The following is a 22,961-nucleotide window of genomic DNA, read 5'->3' as shown; positions in this document are numbered from 1 at the left end:
TTCAGTCCCTCAAGGATGCTTGGAATCGCTGTTTCAGCACTGCAACACATCTATTAACAGTCGCAGCAATCTCTTCTTCTTCCAGTGTACGCGCGGTATCCTGCAAGATAAAACTTATAGCAAGGCTCTTATGACCCTCTGCTACACCTTTACCACAATACACGTCAAACAAGTTTATGCCAACTATATGATTTACGCCAACTTTCTTGCACTCAGCCAAAACATCTTCTACAGCAATATTTTCAGGCACTACGATCGCAATATCACGACGGTTTGACGGAAAACGTGAAATCTCTTTCGCATCAGGAATCACGCGGCTTGCCAGCTTGTTCCAGAGTACTTCGAATACCACTGTGCGGCCATTTAAGTCAAGTTTGCTTTCCAATTCTGGGTGAACTACACCAATATATCCGATGTATTCATTTTCCAAATAAATCCCGGCGCTTTGACCTGGGTGCAACGCCGGATTTACATCTGCTCTAAAAGAAATCTTAGATAATTTTCCAGTTAACTCCAGAATGGCTTCCAAATCGCCTTTCATATCGAAGAAATCAACTGACTGTTTGTCCAGTGACCAATGTTCTTCAAAACGATTGCCGGTAATGACTCCCCCCAACATCAGCTCCTGACGAATGCCCTGCTCCGCATTTTCATCAGGAACAAAACGTAAACCCGTTTCAAATAAGCGCACACGGTTTTGCTGACGGTTCTGGTTATATACCACCGTCGTTAATAAACCCGTGAGTAGAGATAAACGCATTGCTGACATATCCGCCGAAATTGGATTAGGCAGCATCAACGCTTGTTGCTGTGGATGTAACAGTGCCTGAATTTTGGGATCAACAAAGCTATAAGTAATCGCTTCTTGATAACCTCTGTCAACCAGCATCGTTTTAACTCGTTGCAGGGAAAGATCCGCTTCACGATGTTTTTTCATGATAAGATCGGCACGCATCGGTACATCTGGAATATTGTTGTAACCGTAGATACGGGCAACTTCTTCCACCAGATCTTCTTCCAACTCCATATCAAAACGCCAGCTTGGCGCAACCGCTTGCCAGCCATTTTCCTGAATAGTGACCTTGCAACCTAAACGGGTCAGGATGTCACCAACCTGTTCATCAGGTATATAGTGACCAATCAAACGATCCAGTTTTTCACGACGTAATGTGATTGTCGCAGACTGTGGCAATTGAGATTCATCAGTAACATCAATAATTGGACCCGCTTCACCACCACAAACATCAATCAGCAGTTGAGTCGCTCTCTCTATTGCTTTGTGTTGTAGCTGAGAATCAACTCCACGTTCATAGCGGTGAGAAGCATCAGTGTGTAAACCATAGCGACGAGCACGGCCAGCAATCGCTAAAGGGGCAAAAAATGCGCATTCAAGTAAAATATTTTGCGTCTCTTCATTCACACCTGAATGTTCACCGCCAAAAATACCTGCCATTGCAACAGCTTGTTTTTCATCAGAAATAACTAGCGTATCAGTAGAAAGGTTGGCTTCTGTACCATCCAGCAGCACTAATTTTTCATCCTGCTTCGCCATACGCACAGTAATTGAGCCATTCAGACGTTCCAAATCAAACGCATGCAATGGTTGGCCTAATTCAAGCAATACATAGTTAGTCACATCGACAATCGGGTCGATAGAACGGATACCACCACGACGTAATTTTTCACGCATCCACTGTGGCGTTGCCGCTTTCACATTAATGTTTTTAATTACCCGTCCCAGGTAACGTGGGCAAGCTTCTGTTGCTTCAACACGAATAGGGAAAACAGCATCTGTTGTCGGTTTTATTGCTTCAATTTGTGGCTCAGATAGGGGCATTTTATTAGCAACCGCCACATCACGCGCAACCCCTATAATACTTAGGCAGTCAGCGCGATTAGGCGTAATACTAATTTCAATGACTTTATCATCCAGCTTCAGATATTCACGCAGATCAACACCTAAAGGAGCATCAATCGGCAATTCAATAATACCGTCGTGATCCTCAGAAATACCCAGTTCAGAAAAAGAACATAGCATCCCTTCGGAAGGCTCACCTCGCAGTTTTGCCGCCTTGATTTTAAAGTCACCCGGTAATACAGCACCCACGGTTGCTACTGCAACTTTCAACCCCAAGCGGCAATTTGGCGCACCACAAACAATGTCCAGCAGTCGTTCACCACCGATATTCACTTTTGTTACCCGTAGCTTATCTGCATTTGGATGCTGGGCACATTGAACAACTTCACCGACAACTACACCATGAAATTGACCGGCAACGGCTTCAACGCCATCAACTTCCAGACCTATCATGGTAATTTGATCAGATAATACTTCACTGCTAATGGCTGGGTTTACCCATTCGCGTAACCAGAGTTCACTGAATTTCATGAGATATTCCCGCCTTTATTTAAACTGTTTGAGAAAACGCAGATCATTTTCGAAGAACGCACGCAAATCAGTTACACCGTAACGTAACATTGTCAGGCGCTCCACCCCCATACCGAAAGCAAAACCAGAATAAATTTCAGGATCAAGGCCAACATTATGCAATACATTGGGATGAACCATACCGCAACCCAATACTTCCAGCCATTTGCCGTTTTTACCCATGACATCAACTTCCGCCGAAGGTTCTGTAAATGGAAAGTAAGAAGGCCGGAAACGAACCTGCAAATCTTCTTCAAAAAAGTTAGTCAGGAAATCGTGCAACGTTCCTTTCAGATTGGTAAAACTGATATCACGATCAATAATCAAACCTTCTACCTGATGGAACATGGGTGTGTGTGTCTGATCGTAGTCATTACGATACACGCGCCCCGGTGCAATGACGCGAATTGGCGGCTGTTGACTGTGCATAGTTCTAACCTGAACACCTGAAGTCTGAGTACGCAACAGACGTTTGGCATCAAACCAGAAAGTATCATGATCAGCACGGGCAGGATGGTGAGCAGGAATATTCAGCGCATCGAAATTATGATAATCATCTTCAATCTCAGGGCCTGATTCTACAGAAAACCCTAATTCACCAAAGAAAGTTTCAATACGCTCTATTGTGCGGTTAACCGGATGTAGTCCGCCATTTTCCATACGGCGACCAGGCAATGATACATCAATCTTTTCCGCTGCTAAACGGAAGTTCAGAAGTTCAGTCTCCAATTTTTCTTTACGGATATTCAGAGATTCCAGAACTTCCTGCTTAGCCTGATTAATAACCGCCCCTGCTGCTGGACGTTCTTCGACCGGCAGATCACGCAGCGATGACATTTGGAGAGTTAAATGGCCTTTTTTGCCTAAATATTCAACACGCACCAAATCCAACGCAGCAACATCCTGGGCATCTTCTATGGCTGCTCTTGCTTTTGCAACCAGTTCAGCGAGATGTGGCATCGTTTTCCTCTTCCTTCGGCCTAACGGCCTGCTAGTAATGATCGTTAATGACCTTATATATACCCGTTATCTTTCAAGTTGCCTCTTTGTTGGCTGAACTCGCTTCCCACGGCCACATAGTTTGCTATGCTCCCGGGGATTCGCTCCCTTACCGTCGCGACGCACTTTAAAATCCATAGGGTATACCTATTTCTGCTTTTACTGTCATAAAAACAAAAAAACCTCCACAACGGAGGCTCAGGCGCTACTTTTCGTTTCTTTTCTTACGCGCAAAGCCCCCTGAATTCAGGTGCTAAAGTAAAAAAAGATGCGAAAAAAAGCTAAGGACATAATGTTGGTTCTCTCGGAATAAAATTCTGTTTTGGCAACAACACTCTTGTAAACCGCATTTGACAACAAAGTAAAAGAGGGAGCATGCTCCCTCCTTACTACCCTAACTTATGCCAGAGCGCTCTTCGCTTTTTCAACTAAAGCAGCAAACGCCGCTTTGTCAAACACAGCGATGTCAGCCAGGATCTTACGGTCGATTTCAATAGAAGCCTTTTTCAGACCATCAATGAAACGGCTGTAAGAGATACCATTCTGACGTGCAGCAGCGTTGATACGTGCAATCCACAGTTGACGGAACTGACGTTTCCGCTGACGACGGTCACGGTAAGCGTACTGCCCTGCTTTGATTACTGCCTGGAAGGCAACACGGTAAACGCGCGAACGGGCACCGTAGTAACCTTTCGCTTGCTTTAAAATTTTCTTGTGACGTGCACGGGCGACAACACCACGTTTTACGCGAGCCATATACTTCTCCTATCGTCTCTGAGTTCTAATCTAAAAATTGCTTACGCGTAAGGCAAGCAAGCAACAACCAGGCCCAGATCACCTTTGGAGACCATGCCCTTTGGACGTAAATGACGTTTACGCTTGGTTGATTTCTTAGTCAGAATGTGACGAAGGTTAGCGCGCTTACGCTTAAAACCACCACTTGCAGTTTTTTTAAAGCGTTTAGCGGCGCCGCGTACTGTTTTAATCTTTGGCATTTTAATTTCCACTTCGCATTGTGAATTACAACGAATTAATCAGGCGAACAAGCCCCAACCAGATGAACCGACTGGAGCTTATTACTTGATTGCCTAACTATTTCTTCTTAGGAGCGAGCACCATTATCATCTGACGGCCTTCAATCTTCGAAGGGAAGGATTCAACTACCGCCAGTTCATCCAGATCGTCGCGGATGCGGTTAAGCATTTCGACGCCAATCTGTTGGTGCGCCATTTCACGCCCACGGAAACGCAGGGTGATTTTGGCTTTATCGCCATCTTCAAGAAAGCGAATCAGGTTGCGTAGTTTGACCTGATAGTCGCCTTCATCTGTACCAGGACGGAATTTAATTTCCTTAACCTGAATAACTTTTTGTTTTTTCTTCTGCTCTTTGATCGACTTACTCTTCTCATAGAGGAACTTGCCGTAGTCCATAATACGGCAAACCGGCGGCTCGGCATTCGGGCTGATTTCAACTAAATCAACATCCGCTTCCTCAGCTTTTTCAAGAGCTTCCCTCAGACTGACAATGCCAATCTGTTCGCCATCTAAACCTGTTAAACGAACTTCAGAAGCGCGAATCTCTCCATTAATGCGATTAGGACGCGCTGTTTGAATTCTTTTTCCGCCTTTAATACCTTATTCCTCCAATTGATGAAGATTGCGACTGCGTATTTCTATAAGCAGTTTTTCGATGAACTCGTTAACATCAATGCTACCCAAATCTTTACCACGGCGGGTACGAACGGAAACTTTTCCTGATTCGACCTCTTTTTCACCACAGACAAGCATGTAGGGAACACGACGAAGAGTGTGTTCACGGATTTTAAAACCAATCTTCTCGTTTCTCAAGTCTGCTTTTGCACGAATGCCCGCATCTTGAAGTTTTTTTACTAATTCCTGTACATAATCAGCCTGGTTATCGGTGATATTCATCACTACCACCTGCTGTGGAGCAATCCATGTCGGGAAGAAACCCGCATACTCCTCGGTCAGGATGCCGATAAACCGTTCCAGTGAACCTAGAACCGCACGGTGAATCATTACAGGAACCTTACGTTCATTATTTTCACCTACGTAGGACGCACTCAAACGGCCTGGTAGTGAAAAGTCGAGCTGCACAGTACCACATTGCCACGCACGATCCAAACAATCATGCAAAGTAAATTCAATTTTCGGTCCGTAGAAGGCGCCTTCGCCCGGCTGATATTCAAATTGAACGCCATTTTCTTGTAGTGCTGCCGCCAAAGCTGCTTCCGCTTGATTCCATTGTTCCTCAGTACCAATGCGCTTCTCCGGGCGGGTTGACAGCTTAACCACGATCTTTTCAAAACCAAAAGTGCTGTAAACGTCATACACCATCTTAATGCAACTGCTGACTTCCCGGTGAATTTGCTCTTCTGTGCAGAAGATATGAGCATCATCCTGAGTAAAACCACGGACACGCATCAAACCATGTAATGCCCCCGATGGTTCATTACGGTGACAACTACCGAATTCAGCCATACGTAACGGCAAATCACGATAGGATTTTAAGCCTTGATTAAAAATCTGAATATGCCCCGGGCAGTTCATCGGCTTAACGCAATATTCACGGTTCTCTGAAGAAGTGGTAAACATATGCTCACCGTAGTTTTCCCAGTGACCCGTTCTTTCCCACATTACACGGTCCATCATAAACGGACCTTTAACTTCCTGATATTGGTATTCTTTCAGTTTAGTGCGAACAAAAGTTTCCAGCTCACGGAAAATAGTCCAACCATCGTTATGCCAGAATGCCATACCAGGAGCTTCTTCCTGCATATGGTACAGATCTAATTGTTTACCAATTTTACGATGGTCACGTTTAGCCGCTTCTTCCAAACGTTGCAGATAAGTATTGAGCTGTTTCTTATCAGCCCACGCGGTACCGTATATTCGTTGCAACATTTTATTGTTGCTATCACCACGCCAATATGCTCCTGCGACTTTCTGCAACTTAAAATGGTGGCAGAAACGCATATTTGGCACATGTGGGCCACGACACATGTCAATATATTCTTCATGATTATAGAGGCCGGGACGATCATCACGACTGATGTTTTCATCCAAAATCTGTACCTTATAATCCTCACCACGAGCAACGAAAGTATCACGAGCTTCTTGCCAGCTCACTTTTTTCTTGATGACGTCATAGTCTTTTTTGGCAAGTTCCAACATACGCTTTTCAAGCAGCGTAATATCTTCCTGCGTCAGAGCACGGCCAATATCAACATCGTAGTAAAAACCATTATCAATAATCGGACCGATAGCCATTTTCGTATCTGGCCATAGTTGTTTAATCGCATGGCCTAATAGATGAGCGCATGAGTGGCGGATAATTTCCAGCCCTGCATCATCTTTACTAGTGATGATGGCAAGATTTGCATCTGAATCGATTAATTCACAAGCATCCACTAGCTCACCATTTACGCGGCCAGCAATACATGCTTTCGCTAAACCTGGACCAATATCACAGGCAACATCCATTACAGAAACGGCACGGTCAAACTGGCGTTGGCTACCGTCAGGAAGAGTAACAACAGGCATTTAAAATCCTTATCTACAGTGGTGACCCACACGAAAGGTCACTTGAAGGAGTTTGATATTCAACTAAAATAACGATTTAAATTATTATCTCGTCAATCCATTAAAGTTTGGTACTAAAATTGGTACACAATGTAAAAAGTGACTGCCTTCAATACCTAAACATCGCGAAAATATACCACCAACAACCATTCAGGTCACGGCGATGTTTAGTGTAGGTACAATCATTTGCACTTATTTTTATGCAAATGCACAAACTATAAAAAATAATTTTATAATGAAATAATATGTTTTAAGGAAAAACAGATAACATGCTCTTCAAAACACACATAGAACAAATCCGGCATAAGTTATATATGCCGGATTATCATACATATGGATACAGGATCGTTTAGTCTCTTTTAAGCCATTACTGAACTTCCTCGTCACCCCCCTCCGCCAACGCCATATTTAAAGCCTGAACTAAAACAGCTCTATCCTCATTATTCTCCAACATACTAAAATGGTTACCCGAAATTGGAATTAACCGAAGCGAAGAATCAGGCAATATCCGCGCCCAGCCTAACGACATATCCCTGTTTAAAGGCGGTGATTCAACATCCATAACTTTAGTATCCATAGCATTAGTTTCCATAACAACAGATACAGGTGGAGAAGGCTCCATTGCGTAGAATTGATGCAGTGTTATCGCCGATACTTGCGGCTCATAGTTTTTAACTATTTGTGCATAATTTGCTATCTGTTCCCAACGTCTTGCGATTAAATCAGCACGCAGATTTGCCGGATATAACGCCAATTTCTGCGCCATTTCGATAAATTGCACCAAATCTAATTCATCAATTTGTTGGTACAGTGCCGTAATTTCTTCAATATGTCCGTCTTCTGCTTGTCTTGCCAACTCGATAAAAAATTGGAATTTTGGCGGCGTTATCCGCGGCCTGTAATAATGAGGAACTGGCGTATCTATCAGACCAAGGAAATTAACCGCTTCACCAGAATACAGAAGTTGCTGGGCAATCGCATAAGCCAATATGCCACCGGAAGAGTAACCACATATCTGATATGGACCTTCCGGTTGAACCACTTTCATAAAGTGGATCATTCTTGCGGCTTGCTCTTCCATAGTCGACATCGGCTCTTCACTTATGGATGGCCACGGCAATGCATAAATCGGGTAGCCTGAATGAAGCTGCTGAGACAACCCGAACACATAGGAATAATCACCCATCCCGCTAGGCACAAAGAATAACGGCAGGCCCGTTCCACCAAGTCGCACCGATATTGCACTGTTTCGCGGTTGAGACAACGTATCTGATGTCATTTTTGCTGCCAGTTCAGACAGCACAGGGAATTGAAACAGATCATTCAATGTGCAAATAAATCCATGATTAGCTATAAGATTTATCATCCGCATAGCCAACAATGAGTGACCACCCAAGGCAAAGAAATTGTCATACCGGCTGACCTGCTCAACGCTCAGTAATTCACACCAAATAGCCGCCAATACGGTTTCCGTTTCTCCTTGTGGCGCTTCATAAATCTGCCGGGCAAAAGCTTCATTGCTTGGGGCAGGTAGTGCATGACGATCCAATTTACCGTTAAGGGTCAACGGAAAATCATCCAGACGCACAAAAGCCGACGGCACCATGTAATCCGGTAAAATGGCACTCAGGTAAATGCGCAAGCTATTAGCCAGTCCCTCATCCTGTCGTGCCACGACATAAGCAACCAAACGTTTATCTTGCCCATCACCTAGCACCAACACCACGGCCTCTTGTACCGTTGAGTGTTCCACCAATCGAGCCTCAATCTCACCCGGCTCAATGCGGAAGCCGCGGATTTTAACTTGTTGATCGTTACGGCCAAGGAACTCCAAATTACCATCCGGCAGGTAACGGGCTAAATCCCCGGTCCGATACATGCGGGCATCAGGTAAATCACTAAAGGGATCAACAAGGAAGCGTTCAGCCGTCAGCTCAGGGCGATTGAGATAACCACACGCTACACCTGCTCCCCCAATATACAACTCCCCTACTACCCCCAGAGGTACCGGCTGACCATAGACATCCAGCAGATAAACCCGCGTATTGGCTATCGGTCGACCAATGGGGATCTGGGTCATCCCCAATGATAATGCCGTGATACGGTAAGTAGTGGTAAAAGTGGTACCCTCACTCGGCCCATAACCATTCAATAACTGTTGAGGCGGGCTATCACGCAGAACCTGCGCAATCACATGCGGGTCCAGCACATCGCCGCCGACAATCAGGATCTTAAGTTGCGCAAGAGCCGGAGCCAACTCTGCCGCCAACCGGTTAAACAGCCCAACACTCAACCACATCACTGTGATTCGATAAGCTTGTAATGCTTGGACAAACGCTTTAGGCGTCAACACAGTCGTGTGATCAATCACCACCAAAGTTCCGCCATTTAGCAATGGCGCCCAAACTTCAAAGGTGCTGGCATCGAAAGCCGGGTTAGCCTCAAAAGCTACCCGATCATCCGGCCCTATTTCAGCGTAGCCATTATTAATCACCAGCCGAACCACAGCACGATGCGGCACCATCACCCCTTTAGGCGTACCGGTCGAGCCGGAGGTATACATGATATAAGCCAGCTCGATATTGGACCGAGGTAAGTTAAGATTAAGGTAATCCTCCTCTTCGATATCACTCATCTCATCAGCAAAGCAATACAGGGGAATATCCAAGTTAACCGGAATATCTGTAAGCAACAATTTGGCTGAACAATCGTTTATCAACCAATGCTGCCGCTCGTCCGGCACTCGGGGGTCGATAGGCACATAAACGGCCCCGGCTTTAAGGATTGCCAATTGAGCTACCACCAGTTCGATAGAACGCTCTAACAGCACCGCCACGCGATCGTCTGACCGTATCCCCTGCCTGATTAACCGGCGGGCCAGCCGGTTAGCACGGGCATTTAATGCCGCATAGCTGAGAATATGTTCTTCATACATCAGCGCTATCGCATCAGGGGTTTTCTCTGCCTGTTGTTCAAACAACTGGTGAATACAACACTGGTCAGGATATGGCGCCTCAGTCGCATTCCAGGTCTCCAGCAACAGCCGCTTTTCTGCTGCCGACAAAATATTCAGTAACCGTACTGGAGCCTCCGGCTGCTGTTCAAGCGCCGCTGCCAGACTTTCCAGCGCCTGTTGCATATAACCGCATACCCTCTCCGGATCAATCGGTTGAACGATTTGTGCCGTCAGCCCCAGAGCATTACCAAAATCCTCCACCGACAAAACAAACGGATAGTTAGTGCGCTCTTGCCCGCCATGAAATTCAATGCCGCTGATAACTTCATCCGTGGCGATTATTGGCGCATTATGTCGGTAGTTCAACAAAGCACTAAAGAGTGGAATTTCATTTTGTACCCCACTGCAACGTTGAGCCAATGCCAGTGAAGCGTGCTCATGTTCCAGTAATCCAGTCAGCCGGGCATGTGCTGCCCGTACACTGTCCTGCACCGAGGTATCATCCATATCCAGTCGTAACGGCAAGGTGTTGATAAACAGTCCCATGCCGCTGTCACCTCCTTGTCCTGCCTGCATCCGCCCAAACAGCACGGTACCGAACACCACTTTCTCCTGTCCGCTGGTACGTGACAATACCTGTGCCCAAGCCAAGTGGCATAACGCAGCCAAACTGACTCCCAGACGCCGAGCCTGACTACGCAAACGGCCATTCAACGTGGCGGGCAACATCCGGTGTGATTGTGCCACCTGTGAACCATCCCGATGTACTTCCATCAATCCGAATGGCAACGTCGGTTGATCCACCCCTGCCAACATATCGGTAAAGAAGCGAGTATGTTCAACCTGACTCACCCCCAACCGGGCCTCAGCTATCAGATTGCGGAAAGGAGTCGGAATAGGCAAGCGGCCCCCCTGCCCGGCGAGGTACGCCTGAACTTCGCGATTCATCACCTCCATTGCAGTATGGTCACCAATCAAATGATGCTGCAACTGCAATACGATCCAACGACCATCCGTTTCTTGTGCAATAACAACACGTAACAGTGGTGCTTGACCCAAATCAAGACGATGCTGACGCGGATCAAAACGTTGAGCCAGTTGTTCACAAACCGGTCCATCTGAGGAATCCAACGTCAACTCAGTCACTGATAACGGTGCCTTACGCCAGACTACCTGAGCCGGAACTGATAATCCTTGCCAGACAAAGGCAGTACGCAAAATATCATGGCGATCAATCACCTGTTGCACTGCCGTCAAATAACAATCCAGCAACGAACGATCAGCAAAACTCATAGGATAGGCCAGCAGATATGGATCGCCCTTGTTCGCTAATAAATGGTGGAATAGGATGCCATCTTGTAACGGTGACAGGGCATAGATATCCTGAATATTAGCCACTCCCCCCGGCACTTGTTCCACAATATGGTCAATCTCAAGTTGGGTCAGCTCAATTAACGGCAACATCTCAGGCGTGAGTGCTGTAGCCGCCGGAGTGATGACGTTCGCCGGTACCACCACCGCTTGAGACTGTCCTACTGTTTGGGCAAATGCGGACAGTACCGGAGATTGGAACAGATCACGCACCGCCAACGTTAACCCCGCACTACGCAGACGCTCAATCATCTGTATCGCCAACAATGAATGACCACCCAACGCAAAGAAACTGTCATGCCGACTGACTTGTTCAATACCCAACAACTCGCTCCAAATAGCGGCCAATGTGGTTTCTGTCACCCCTTGCGGCGCTTCATAAACCTGCCGGGCAAACGCTTCTTCTTCCGGTGCCGGTAACGCCCGACGATCTAACTTGCCGTTTGGCGTCAGCGGGAAGGAATCCAGACGGACAAACGCTGCCGGCACCATATAATCCGGCAAAATGGCACTCAGATGAGTACGCAAGTGATTAACTAACTCTTCATCCGCTTCTGCCTCCACATAAGCCACCAACCGTTTGTCCTGACCGTCACCTAGTATCAATACAACCGCTTCACTCACCGCCGGATGTTCCATTAGCCGAGCCTCGATTTCCCCCGGCTCAATGCGAAAACCACGGATTTTCACCTGTTGATCATTGCGGCCTAGGAACTCTAAATTGCCATCCGGCAGGTAACGGGCCAAATCCCCGGTTCGATACATGCGAGCATCTAGTTCACCACTAAATGGATCAGGCAGAAAACGTTCTGCGGTCAGTTCAGGACGATTGAGATAGCCACAAGCAACACCATCACCACCGATATAAATCTCACCGGTTACCCCCTGCGGCACCGGCTGACCATAAGTATCCAACAGATAAACTCGTGTATTGGCTATTGGCCGACCAATAGGTATCCGAGTCACTCCCAATGGCAACGTCGTGATACGATAGGTGGTGGTAAAGGTGCTACCCTCACTTGGTCCATAGCCATTCAATAACTGTTGAGGCGGGCTATCACGCAGAACCTGCGCCATCACATGGGGATCAAGGACATCACCGCCAACAATCAGAATTTTGATTTGTGGCAACACCGGAGACAACGCTGTCACCAACCGGTTAAACAGCCCGACACTCAACCACAGCACCGTAATACGATAACTCTGTAGTGTTTGGACGAATTCTTTAGGCGTCAGTAAGGTGGCGTGATCAATCACCACTAATGAGCCGCCATTTAACAACGGCGCCCAGACTTCAAAAGTACTGGCATCAAAAGCCGGATTCGCTTCAAAAGCCACCCGATCATCCAGCCCGATTTCAGCGTACCCATTATTAATCACCAGCCGAACCACCGCACGATGCGGCACCATTACCCCTTTTGGTGTGCCGGTCGAGCCGGAGGTATACATGATATAGGCCAGTTCAGTACTGGAACGGGATAAGTCAAGATTAAGGTAATCCTCCTCCTTGATAATGCCCATCTCATCAGCAAGACAATACTGGGGAATATTCAAATCAACCGGGATATCAGTGAGCAATAATCTGGCGGAACAATCGTTTATCAACCAGTTTTTCCGTTCGTCCGGTATGCGGGGATCGATCGGCACATAAACAGCCCCGGCTTTGAGAATAGCCAACTGAGCCACAACCAGCTCAATAGAGCGTTCTAACAGCACTGCAACTCGATCATCCGACCGTATCCCCTGTTCGATTAACTGGCGGGCCAGCCAGTTGGCACGGGCATTTAATTCCACATAGCTGAGAATCTGTTCTTCATACACCAGTGCTACTGCATCAGGGGTTTTCTCTGCCTGTTGCTCAAACAGCCGGTGAATGCATAACTGGTCAGGATACGGCACCTGGGTTGCATTCCAGGTTTCCAGTAACAGCTTGCGTTCCGCCTCGGTCAGGATATTAATTTTCCCGACCGGCTGTTGTGGGTTAGCTGCCATCTCTCTCAGTACGGTATGGAGATATCCCACCTGTCGCTCAATGGTGAGTTGATCAAACAGGGCTGTGGCATAATTCAGATAACCAACAATTCGGCCATCCACCTCAGATAAACTCAGTTCAAGATCAAATTTAACCCCATCAAAAGTTTGTTCAACAGGTGAAACGTCCAGTCCGGGTAACATCCAACCCTTGTTTTCATTGCTCTGCCAGGCAAACATCACCTGGAACAATGGGGTATGCGCCAGTTGACGCGGTGGTTGTACGACTTCCACTACCTGTTCAAACGGCAGATCCTGATGCTCCTGTGCCGCCAGCGCGGTTTGCCGCACACGCGCTAGCAATTCCATTACATTTGGCGCACCGGATAAATCCATCCGCAACGCCAACGTATTCACAAAGAAACCGATCAAAGATTCCACTTCCTGCCGATTACGGCCCGCACTCGGCGTACCGATCACCAGATCTTCCTGACCTGACAAGCGTGACAGAACTGTCCCCCAGGCAGCCAACAACGTCATAAATAAAGTGACGCCCTGCTGTTCACTGAGGTGTTTGAGGGATTGGGTTAATTCCGTATCCAGACTGACGGGCAATAAAGCCCCGGCAAACGACTGCTGAGGTGGACGTGGCCGGTCAGTAGGTAAATCCAACAGTACCGGCGCATCAGCCAGCCTTGTGCGCCAATAGTCAGATTGAGTCTGTATGCGTTCAGCCGATAGCCACTGATGCTGCCAAGCGGCGTAATCAGGATATTGAATCGCTAACGGTGGCAACGGATCTGATTGCCCTGCCAAGAAAACGGTGTAAAGGGTGCTCAATTCACGCATTAACACGCTGACAGACCAGCCATCGAAAACAATATGATGTAAAGTCAGCAAGAAAACGTGGTCATCGTCAGCTAGTTGTACCAGACTGGCGCGAATTAATGGGCCGCGGGCAAGATCAAACGGCGTCCCGGCTTCCTGAGTAGACAGAAACGCAAGCTGCGCATCCCTATCAGGTGTATCCCGCAGATCATATTTTTTCATCAGTAAGCCTGATTCCGCCGGCAACAACTCCACCTGTGGCTGACCATCAACAGCAACGAAGATAGAGCGTAACGCTTCGTGGCGGGCAAACAGCGTATTAAGCGCTTGCTGCCAAGCAGCGATGTCCAGCCGACCACGTAAACGCAATGCCACCGGAATATGGTAAGTTTCACTCACTCCTTCAAACTGGGCCAGGAACCACAGACGCTGTTGTGCAAATGACAACGGCAATTTACCCTCACGGGATAGCGGGATAATAGCTGGTAATTTGCTGCTCTGTTCATCAAATCGAGTATTCATCGCTTCAGCAAAATCGGCTAAGGTCGGGAATTTAAACAACGTGGACAGCGGTAATTCAATCCCCAACGCCGCTATCCGGTTCATCATCCGCACTGCCAACAGCGAATGGCCGCCTAAAGCGAAAAAGTTGTCATACCGGCTAATCCGATTAACACCGAGTAATTCACGCCAGATAACCGCCAATGTGCTTTCCATCTCTCCTAACGGCTCGGCGTAAATCTGCCGGGCAAAAGCCTCTTCCCTCGGTATCGGTAATGCGCGACGATCCAGCTTACCGTTCGGGGTCAGCGGGAAGGCATTCAGGCGTACAAAAGCCACTGGCACCATATAATCCGGTAAAATTGCGCTCAAGTGTGTATGCAGACGATTAACTAACTCCTCATCCGCTTCTGCCACCACATAAGCTATCAACCGTCTGCCCTGCTCATCACCTAGCACCAACACAACAGCCTCTTGCACAGTTGGGTATTCCATCAGTCGGGCTTCGATTTCCCCCGGTTCAATACGGAAACCACGAATTTTGACCTGTTGGTCATTGCGGCCTAGGAATTCCAGATTGCCGTTTGGCAGATAACGGGCCAAATCCCCAGTCCGATACATCCGCGCATTCGGCATCTCACTAAACGGGTCAGCTAAGAAGCGTTCAGCCGTCAGTTCAGGACGATTAAGGTAGCCACGCGCCACCCCCGCACCACCCACATACAATTCACCCACGGCCCCCAATGGTACTGGCTGGCCGTAGGTATCCAACAAATAAATCTGGGTGTTCGCCGTCGGATAGCCGATAGGCACTAACGTATCCGTGTAGTCTGGCGGACAACGCCAGGTCGTCGCACACACCGTGATTTCTGTCGGGCCATAGGCATTAAACACCGTCGCCCGACGACTCAGTGCCTGAAGCAGCATTGCGCTAGGTGCCTCACCACCGAGTATCAACGTAGGTCTTATCGATATTTCCGGTAAATCGATCCTTTCCCGGAGCAGTGCCGGGGGCAGACAGGCATGAGTCATCGACTGTTGCTCCAGATAATGCCAGAGACGAAGCGGGTCCTGACGGACGATATCGACAGCAATAATCAGACAAGCCCCACTCCCCAACGCCATCATGATTTCCCAAACACTTGCATCAAAACTCAACGAGGCAAACTGCAACATCCGGCTATCCGAGCGAATGTCAAACTGGGCGATTTTATCCTGAACAAGATTAATTAGCCCACGATGCTCAATCATCACGCCTTTTGGTGTGCCAGTTGAACCCGAAGTGTAAATCACATACGCCAGATGCTGCGCAGTCAGTGCGGTCACTTGCGGGTTACTGTCCGGCTGATCAGGCAAAATATTCGGGTCCAGCACAGTGAGTCCTGCCAGTGCCTCCTCACCCAGTGCGATACATCCGACATTATCCGCCAGCACAATAGCCGGTGCTGCATCAGTCAAAATATGTGCCAAACGTTCCCCTGGATAAGCCGGGTCCAGTGGAACATAGGCCCCTCCCGCTTTCAACACCGCCAGCAAGCCCACCACCATCGCCAATGAACGTGTCACACAAATCGCTACTCGCTGGTCTGGCGCAACACCTAGCGCAATCAGTTGATGAGCCAGTCGGTTAGCACGAGTATTTAGTTCCGCATAGCTGTACGTCTGTTCTTCATACGCCAGTGCCGTGACATCCGGGTTTTTCTCCACTTGTTGTTCAAATAACTGATGGATACATAACTGCTCAGAGTAGACAGTTTCAGTCGCATTCCAAGTTTTTAGCAACAACCGGCGTTCCACTTCTGGCAAAATATTCAGTGTCCGTACCGGTGTTTCCGGCTCCTGTTCAAGTGCTTCCACCAAACTCTCCAGCGCCTGTTGCATATAGCCGCATATCCGTTCTGGATCAAATGGTTGCACCACCTGTGCAGTCAATCCCAAAGCGTGACCAAAATCCTCCACCGATAGCACAAACGGATAGTTGGTACGTTCCTGCCCATTAAAGGATTCTATACCGCTGATAGTTTCATCTACGGTGATCGGCTGCGCACTATGCCGGTAGTTCAGCAAAGTACTAAAGAGGGGCGTTTCCCCCGACACTCCACTGCAACGTTGAGCCAGCGCCAGTGAAGCATGTTCATGCGCTAGCAATTCGGCTAACCGAGTATGGGCTAACCGTGCACTGTCTCGCACCGGGGTATCATCTATATCCAGTCGCAACGGTAAGGTGTTGACAAACAGTCCCATGCCGCTATCAGCGCCTTCCCCACCCTGCATCCGCCCAAACAGCACAGTGCCGAACACCATTTTCTCTTGTCCGCTGATACGTGACAACACCTGTGCCCAAGCCAGATGACACAACGCCGCCAAACTGACGCCTAGACGCCGGGCCTGACTACGCAAGTGATTATTCAATATGGCGGGCAACATCCGGTGCAATTCTGTCACCTGCGAGCCATCTCGATGTACCTCCGTTAACCCGAATAGCAGCGTCGGTTCATCCACGTCAGCCAACATGTCAGTAAAGAAACGGGTATGTTCGACCTGGCTCACTCCCAACCGGACCTGAGCCACCAGATTGCGGAAAGGGACCGGCGCAGGCAAGTTCTCTTCCCGCCCGGTAAGGTACGCCTGAACTTCGCGGTTCATCACTTCCAGCGTCGTATGATCGCCAATCAGATGATGCTGCAATTGCAGGGCAATCCAGCGACCATCCGTTTCTTGCGCCACCATAAAGCGCAACAAGGGGGCTTGGCTCAAATCGAGACGGTGATGACGCGGGTCAAAACGTTGAATTAGTTGCTCATAAACCGGTCCATCAACGGAATCCAACGTCAACTCAGTCACTGATAACCGCGCCTGACGCCAGACTACCTGAACCGGTGCTGATAATCCTTGCCAGATAAAAGCAGTACGCAAGATGTCATGGCGGTTAACCACCTGTTGCACTGCCGCCAAATAACTGTCCAACAGAGATCGGTCAGCGAAAGCCGTCTGACTGACTAATAGATACGGATCACCTTTATTCGCCAACAGATGATGGAACAGAATACCGTCTTGTAACGGCGACAGGGCATAAATATCCTGAATATTAGCAACCCCACCCGGCACTTGTTCAACGATATGATCAATCTCAGTCTGAGTTAGATCAATCAATGGCAACATCTCAGGTGCAAGGGCAGTGATTGCCGGGGTGATGACATTCGGCGGCACCACCACCGCTTGTGACTGCCCTACTGTTTGAGCAAATGCGGACAACACCGGGGATTGGAACAGATCACGCACCGCCAGCGTTAACCCCGCGTTACGCAAACGTTCAATCATTCGCACCGCCAGCAATGAATGGCCTCCCAAAGCAAAGAAACTGTCGTGTCGGCTGATCTGTTTAATGCCTAACAACTCGCTCCAGATAGCAGCCAATAGGGTTTCTGTTTCCCCTTGCGGCGCGGCATAAACCTGACGGGCAAAGGCATCTTCCCCCGGTGCCGGTAGCGCCCGTCGATCCAGTTTGCCGTTCGGTGTCAACGGGAAGACATCCAGACAGACGAACGCTGTCGGCACCATATAATCCGGTAAAATCGCACTTAAGTAAGTACGCAGATGATTAATTAACGCCTCATCCACTTCTGCCGCCACATAAGCCACCAACCGTTTGTCCTGACCGTCGCCAAGCGCCAGTACAACCGCTTCACTCACCGCCGGGTGTTCCATTAATCGGGCTTCGATTTCACCCGGCTCAATGCGGAAACCGCGGATTTTCACCTGCTGGTCATTTCGGCCCAGAAACGCCAGATTGCCATCCGGCAGGTAACGGGCCAAATCCCCGGTACGATACATCCGGGCATCCGGTTCACTACTGAACGGATTCGGTAGAAAGCGCTCCGCAGTCAGTTCAGGACGATTGAGATAACCCCGTGCCACACCGGCCCCGCCAACATATAACTCACCTACAGCGCCTAACGGTACTGGCTGACCATACTTATCCAACAAATAGAGGGTTAAGTCCGGAATACGCGTGCCAATAGGACTCGTTGTCTGTTCTGCATCATGGCGGCCCAGTGCCCGGTAAGTGACGTGAACCGTGGTCTCGGTGATACCGTACATATTCACCAACTGAGGCAACGTCTCCTCACGCAAGGCATACCACGGCTTCAAAATACTCGGATCAAGGGCTTCCCCGCCAAAGATGATATAACGCAAGCAGTCCGGTAATGGATTGGCGATATAACTGGCAATAAAGGCTTTGAAGGCACTGGGGGTCTGATTCAACACCGTGATGCCGTGTTGACACACGAATTGATGCAGCTCTTGAGGTGAACGAGCAATCGCGTGCGGAACCAGCACCAGTTTAGCGCCGTAGCGTAATGCCCCCCATAATTCCCATACCGAGAAGTCAAACGCTATGGAATGGAACAGGCACCAAATATCCTGCCGGTTAAAGCGATACCAGGATTCAGTCGCGTCAAACAAACGCAGGATATGACGATGTTCCACCATCACCCCTTTCGGCGTGCCGGTCGAGCCCGAGGTGTAAATCACATACGCCAGATGTTGTGCCGTCAATGCCGGCACCTGCGGGTTACTGTCCGGCTGATCTGGCAGATTATTCGGGTCAAGTACTGTCAGCCCTGCCAGCGTATTCTCACCCAGCGCATCACGCCCGACTTTATCCGCCAGCAAAATAGCGGAGGCCGCATCGGTCAGGATATGTGCCAGACGCTCACCGGTATAGACCGGATCTAGCGGCACATAGGCCCCCCCGGCTTTCAGCACCGCTAATACCCCCACCACCATTGCCGATGAACGTGACACGCAAACCGCCACCCGTTGGTCCGGTGTGACTCCCAACGCTATCAGTTGATGTGCCAGACGGTTGGCACAAGCATTGAGCTCGGCATAGCTGAGGGTCTGTTCTTCATATACCACTGCCGTCTCATTAGGCGCATCCTCCACCTGTTGTTCAAATAACTGATGAATACATAACTGCTTAGGATACCGGGTTTCAATGACATTCCGGGTTTCTAATAACAGCTTGCGCTCCGCTACGGTCAGGATATCGATCTTCCCGACCGGCTGTTGAGAGTTAGCTACCATTGCCCGCAGTACGGTATGGAGATATCCCACATGCCGCTCAATGGTCGGTTGATCAAATAGAGCGGTGGCATAATTCAGATAACCGGCAATCCGGCCCTCCACCTCAAACAAATTCAGCTCAAGATCAAACTTAACCACATCAAAAGCTTGCTCGACAGGTGAAACGACCAGTCCCGGCAACCGCCATTCCGTATTCTCATTGTTCTGCCAGGCAAACATCACTTGGAACAGCGGAGTATGTGCCAGTCGGCGTGGCGGTTGCACAATTTCCACCACCTGTTCAAACGGTAAATCTTGGTGTTCCTGTGCCGCCAACGCGGTTTGTCGCACCCGCGCCAATATTTCCTCCATATTGGGTTCACCGGATAAATCCATCCGCAACGCCAGCGTATTCACAAAAAAGCCGATCAGGGATTCTACTTCCTGCCGACTACGGCCGGCACTCGGCGTACCGATAATCAGATCTTCCTGACCTGACAAACGCGATAGAACCGTTGCCCAAGCCGCCAACACCGTCATAAATAACGTGACGCCCTGCCGCTCACTCAAGCGTTTAAGGGATTGGGTTAACTCTGCATCCAGACTGACAGGCAAGATATTTCCGGCAAATGATTGCTGAGATGGACGTGGCCGGTCAGTAGGCAAATCCAGCAATACCGGTGCTTCAGCTAGCCTTGCACGCCAATAATCGGATTGAGACTGTATGCGTTCAGCCGACAGCCACTGACGTTGCCAAGCGGCGTAATCCGGGTATTGAATCGTCAACGGTAGCAGTGGATCTGGCTGTTGGTTCAAGTAAGCCGAATAAAGCGTCTCCAGTTCTGATTTCAGTATCCCTAAAGACCAGCCATCAGAAACAATATGGTGCTGGGTCAGTAAGAAAACATGATCATCATCAGCCAGTTGTACCAGACTGGAACGAATTAATGGGCCGCAGGCAAGATCAAACGGGGCTCCGGCTTCCTGAGCAGAGAGAGACGCAAGTTGATTATCCGCATCCGGCACGTCACGCAGATCATATTTCTTCATCGGCAGACCTAATGCCGCCGGCAACAATTCCACCTGCGGCTGGCCGTCAACAGCAACAAAAACAGAACGCAACGCTTCGTGACGGGCAAACAGCATATTAAGCGCCTGCTGCCAAGCCACAATATCCAACTGACCATATAGACGCAGGGCCAGCGGAATATGATAGGTCTCACTCACCCCCTCAAACTGCGCCAGGAACCACAGGCGCTGTTGCGCAAATGACAACGGCAATTTGTCCTCACGAGACAGTGGGATAATGGCCGGTAATTTGTCACTCTGCTCATCGAATTGGGCGCTCATTGCTTCGGCAAAAGCAGCTAAAACCGGTGATTTAAACAGCATAGACAACGGTAATTCAATCCCCAACGCCGCTATCCGGTTCATCATCCGCACCGCCAACAGCGAATGGCCGCCCAATGCGAAAAAGTTGTCATACCGGCTAATTCGTTCAACGCCCAGTAATTCACGCCAGATAGCTGCCAATGTGATTTCCATCCCCCCTGATGGAGCGGAGTAAACCTGCCGGGCAATAGCCTCTTCCCCCGGCGCCGGTAGCGCCCGACGGTCCAGCTTGCCATTCGGGGTCAGCGGGAAAGTATCCAGGCGGACAAAAGCGGCCGGCACCATATAATCCGGTAACACTGCACTTAAGTGAGTACGCAGACGACTGACCAACTCTTCATTCGCTTCTGCCGCCACATAAGCCACCAACCGTTTGTCCTGACCATCGCCCAACACCAGAACAACGGCTTCACTCACCACCGGATGTTCCATCAGCCGGGCTTCGATTTCTCCAAGCTCAATGCGGAAACCACGGATTTTCACCTGCCGGTCATTACGTCCCAGGAATTCCAGATTGCCGTCCGGCAGGTAACGGGCCAAATCCCCGGTCCGGTACAGGCGGGCATCCGGTTTATCACTAAACGGATCTGACAGGAAACGTTCCGCAGTCAGTTCAAGACGATTAAGATAGCCACAGGCAACCCCATCTCCGCCGATATAAATTTCCCCTTCCGCTCCCAACGGCACTAGCTGACCATTGGCATCCAACAGATAAACTCGCGTATTGGCTATCGGTCGGCCAATGGGAATTCTCACCACTCCCGACGGTAACGCTGTAATACGGTAGGTAGTGGTAAAGGTGGTGCCCTCACTTGGTCCATAGCCATTTAATAACTGTTGCGGCGGGCTATCACGCAGAACTTGCGCCATCACATGCGGGTCCAACACATCGCCGCCGACAATCAGGATTTTGAGCTGCGGAAGAGCTGGCGACAACTCTGCCGCCAGCCGGTTAAACAGCCCGACACTCAGCCACAGTACGGTAATGCGATAACTCTGTAATGCTTGGGTAAACTCTTTGGGCGTTAGCACAGTCGCATGATCAATCACCACCAGCGTACCGCCATTGAGCAATGGCGCCCAAACTTCAAAGGTGCTGGCATCGAAAGCCGGATTAGCCTCAAACGCCACCCGATCATCAGGCCCAATTTCAGCGTATCCGTTATTAATCACCAGCCGAACCACCGCCCGGTGCGACACCATTACCCCTTTGGGTGTGCCGGTCGAGCCAGAGGTATACATAATATAAGCCAGCTCAGTACTGGAGCGGGGCAAGTCAGGATTGCGGTAATCTTCCGCCCTAACAGCGCCGATCTCATCAACCAAGTTAACCGGGATATCAGTAAGCAATAACTTGGCTGAACAGTCGGTCATCAGCCAGTGCTTCCGCTCGTCCGGCACTCTGGGATCGATCGGCACATAAACAGCTCCGACTTTGAGGATAGCCAACTGAGCCACCACCAGTTCAATAGAACGCTCTAACTGCACAGCGACCCGGTTATCCGGCAGTATCCCCTGCCCAATTAACCAGTGAGCCAGTTGGTTGGCACGGGCATTTAATTCGGCATAGTTGAGAATGTGTTCTCCATACACCAACGCTATCGCATCAGGGGTATTTTCTGCCTGTTGTTCAAATAACCGGTGAATACAACACTGGTCAGGATATGGCGCCTCAGTCGCATTCCAGGTCTCCAGTAACAACCTCTTTTCTGCTGCCGGCAAAATATTCAGTAACCGTATTGGAGCTTCCGTCTGCTGTTCAAGCGCTTGTATCAGACTTTCCAATGCCTGTTGCATATAACCACATATCCGCTCTGGATCAATCGGTTGAACGATTTGTGC

General features: G+C 49.1%; 7 protein-coding genes and 1 other annotated feature (1 of these 8 cut by a window edge). All 7 genes read right to left on the bottom strand.

Features of this window, described 5'->3' with window-relative positions:
* Position 1: 1 nt before the first annotated feature.
* A complete protein-coding gene (gene pheT / locus EAE93_RS07620) occupies positions 2-2,389 on the bottom strand; it encodes a phenylalanine--tRNA ligase subunit beta (protein WP_214039426.1) in 2,388 nt (795 codons plus the stop codon).
* A gap of 15 nt (positions 2,390-2,404) precedes the next feature.
* Positions 2,405-3,388: a phenylalanine--tRNA ligase subunit alpha gene (pheS, locus tag EAE93_RS07615; protein WP_036805277.1), complete on the bottom strand. Its 984-nt coding sequence runs from the start codon at positions 3,386-3,388 to the stop codon at positions 2,405-2,407.
* A gap of 211 nt (positions 3,389-3,599) precedes the next feature.
* Positions 3,600-3,724 (bottom strand) — a sequence feature (Phe leader region).
* Between the two features lie 102 nt (positions 3,725-3,826).
* Positions 3,827-4,183: a 50S ribosomal protein L20 gene (rplT, locus tag EAE93_RS07610; protein WP_036775937.1), complete on the bottom strand. Its 357-nt coding sequence runs from the start codon at positions 4,181-4,183 to the stop codon at positions 3,827-3,829.
* 41 nt (positions 4,184-4,224) lie between these two features.
* A complete protein-coding gene (rpmI, locus tag EAE93_RS07605; protein ID WP_011146889.1) occupies positions 4,225-4,422 on the bottom strand; it encodes a 50S ribosomal protein L35 in 198 nt (65 codons plus the stop codon).
* Positions 4,423-4,519: 97 nt separating this feature from the next.
* Positions 4,520-5,059 carry a translation initiation factor IF-3 gene (gene infC, locus EAE93_RS07600; protein WP_071647077.1) on the bottom strand — a complete coding sequence of 180 codons (540 nt, stop codon included), beginning with the start codon at positions 5,057-5,059 and terminating at the stop codon, positions 4,520-4,522.
* Between the two features lie 3 nt (positions 5,060-5,062).
* The gene (gene thrS / locus EAE93_RS07595) at positions 5,063-6,991 is read right to left on the bottom strand and encodes a threonine--tRNA ligase (protein ID WP_036775941.1); all 1,929 of its coding nucleotides are present in this window, start codon (positions 6,989-6,991) and stop codon (positions 5,063-5,065) included.
* 406 nt (positions 6,992-7,397) lie between these two features.
* Positions 7,398-22,961 carry the 3' portion of a non-ribosomal peptide synthase/polyketide synthase gene (locus tag EAE93_RS07590; RefSeq protein WP_214039425.1) on the bottom strand. The gene runs 33,552 nt beyond the window's last position, so the window shows 15,564 of its 49,116 coding nt (coding positions 33,553-49,116); its start codon lies off the right edge, out of view — the gene reads right to left on this strand; it ends in the stop codon at positions 7,398-7,400.

It is taken from the genome of Photorhabdus akhurstii (assembly GCF_018448925.1).
GTDB classification, from domain to species: Bacteria; Pseudomonadota; Gammaproteobacteria; order Enterobacterales; family Enterobacteriaceae; genus Photorhabdus; species Photorhabdus akhurstii.
This window is presented reverse-complemented; position numbering and strand designations above follow the sequence as displayed.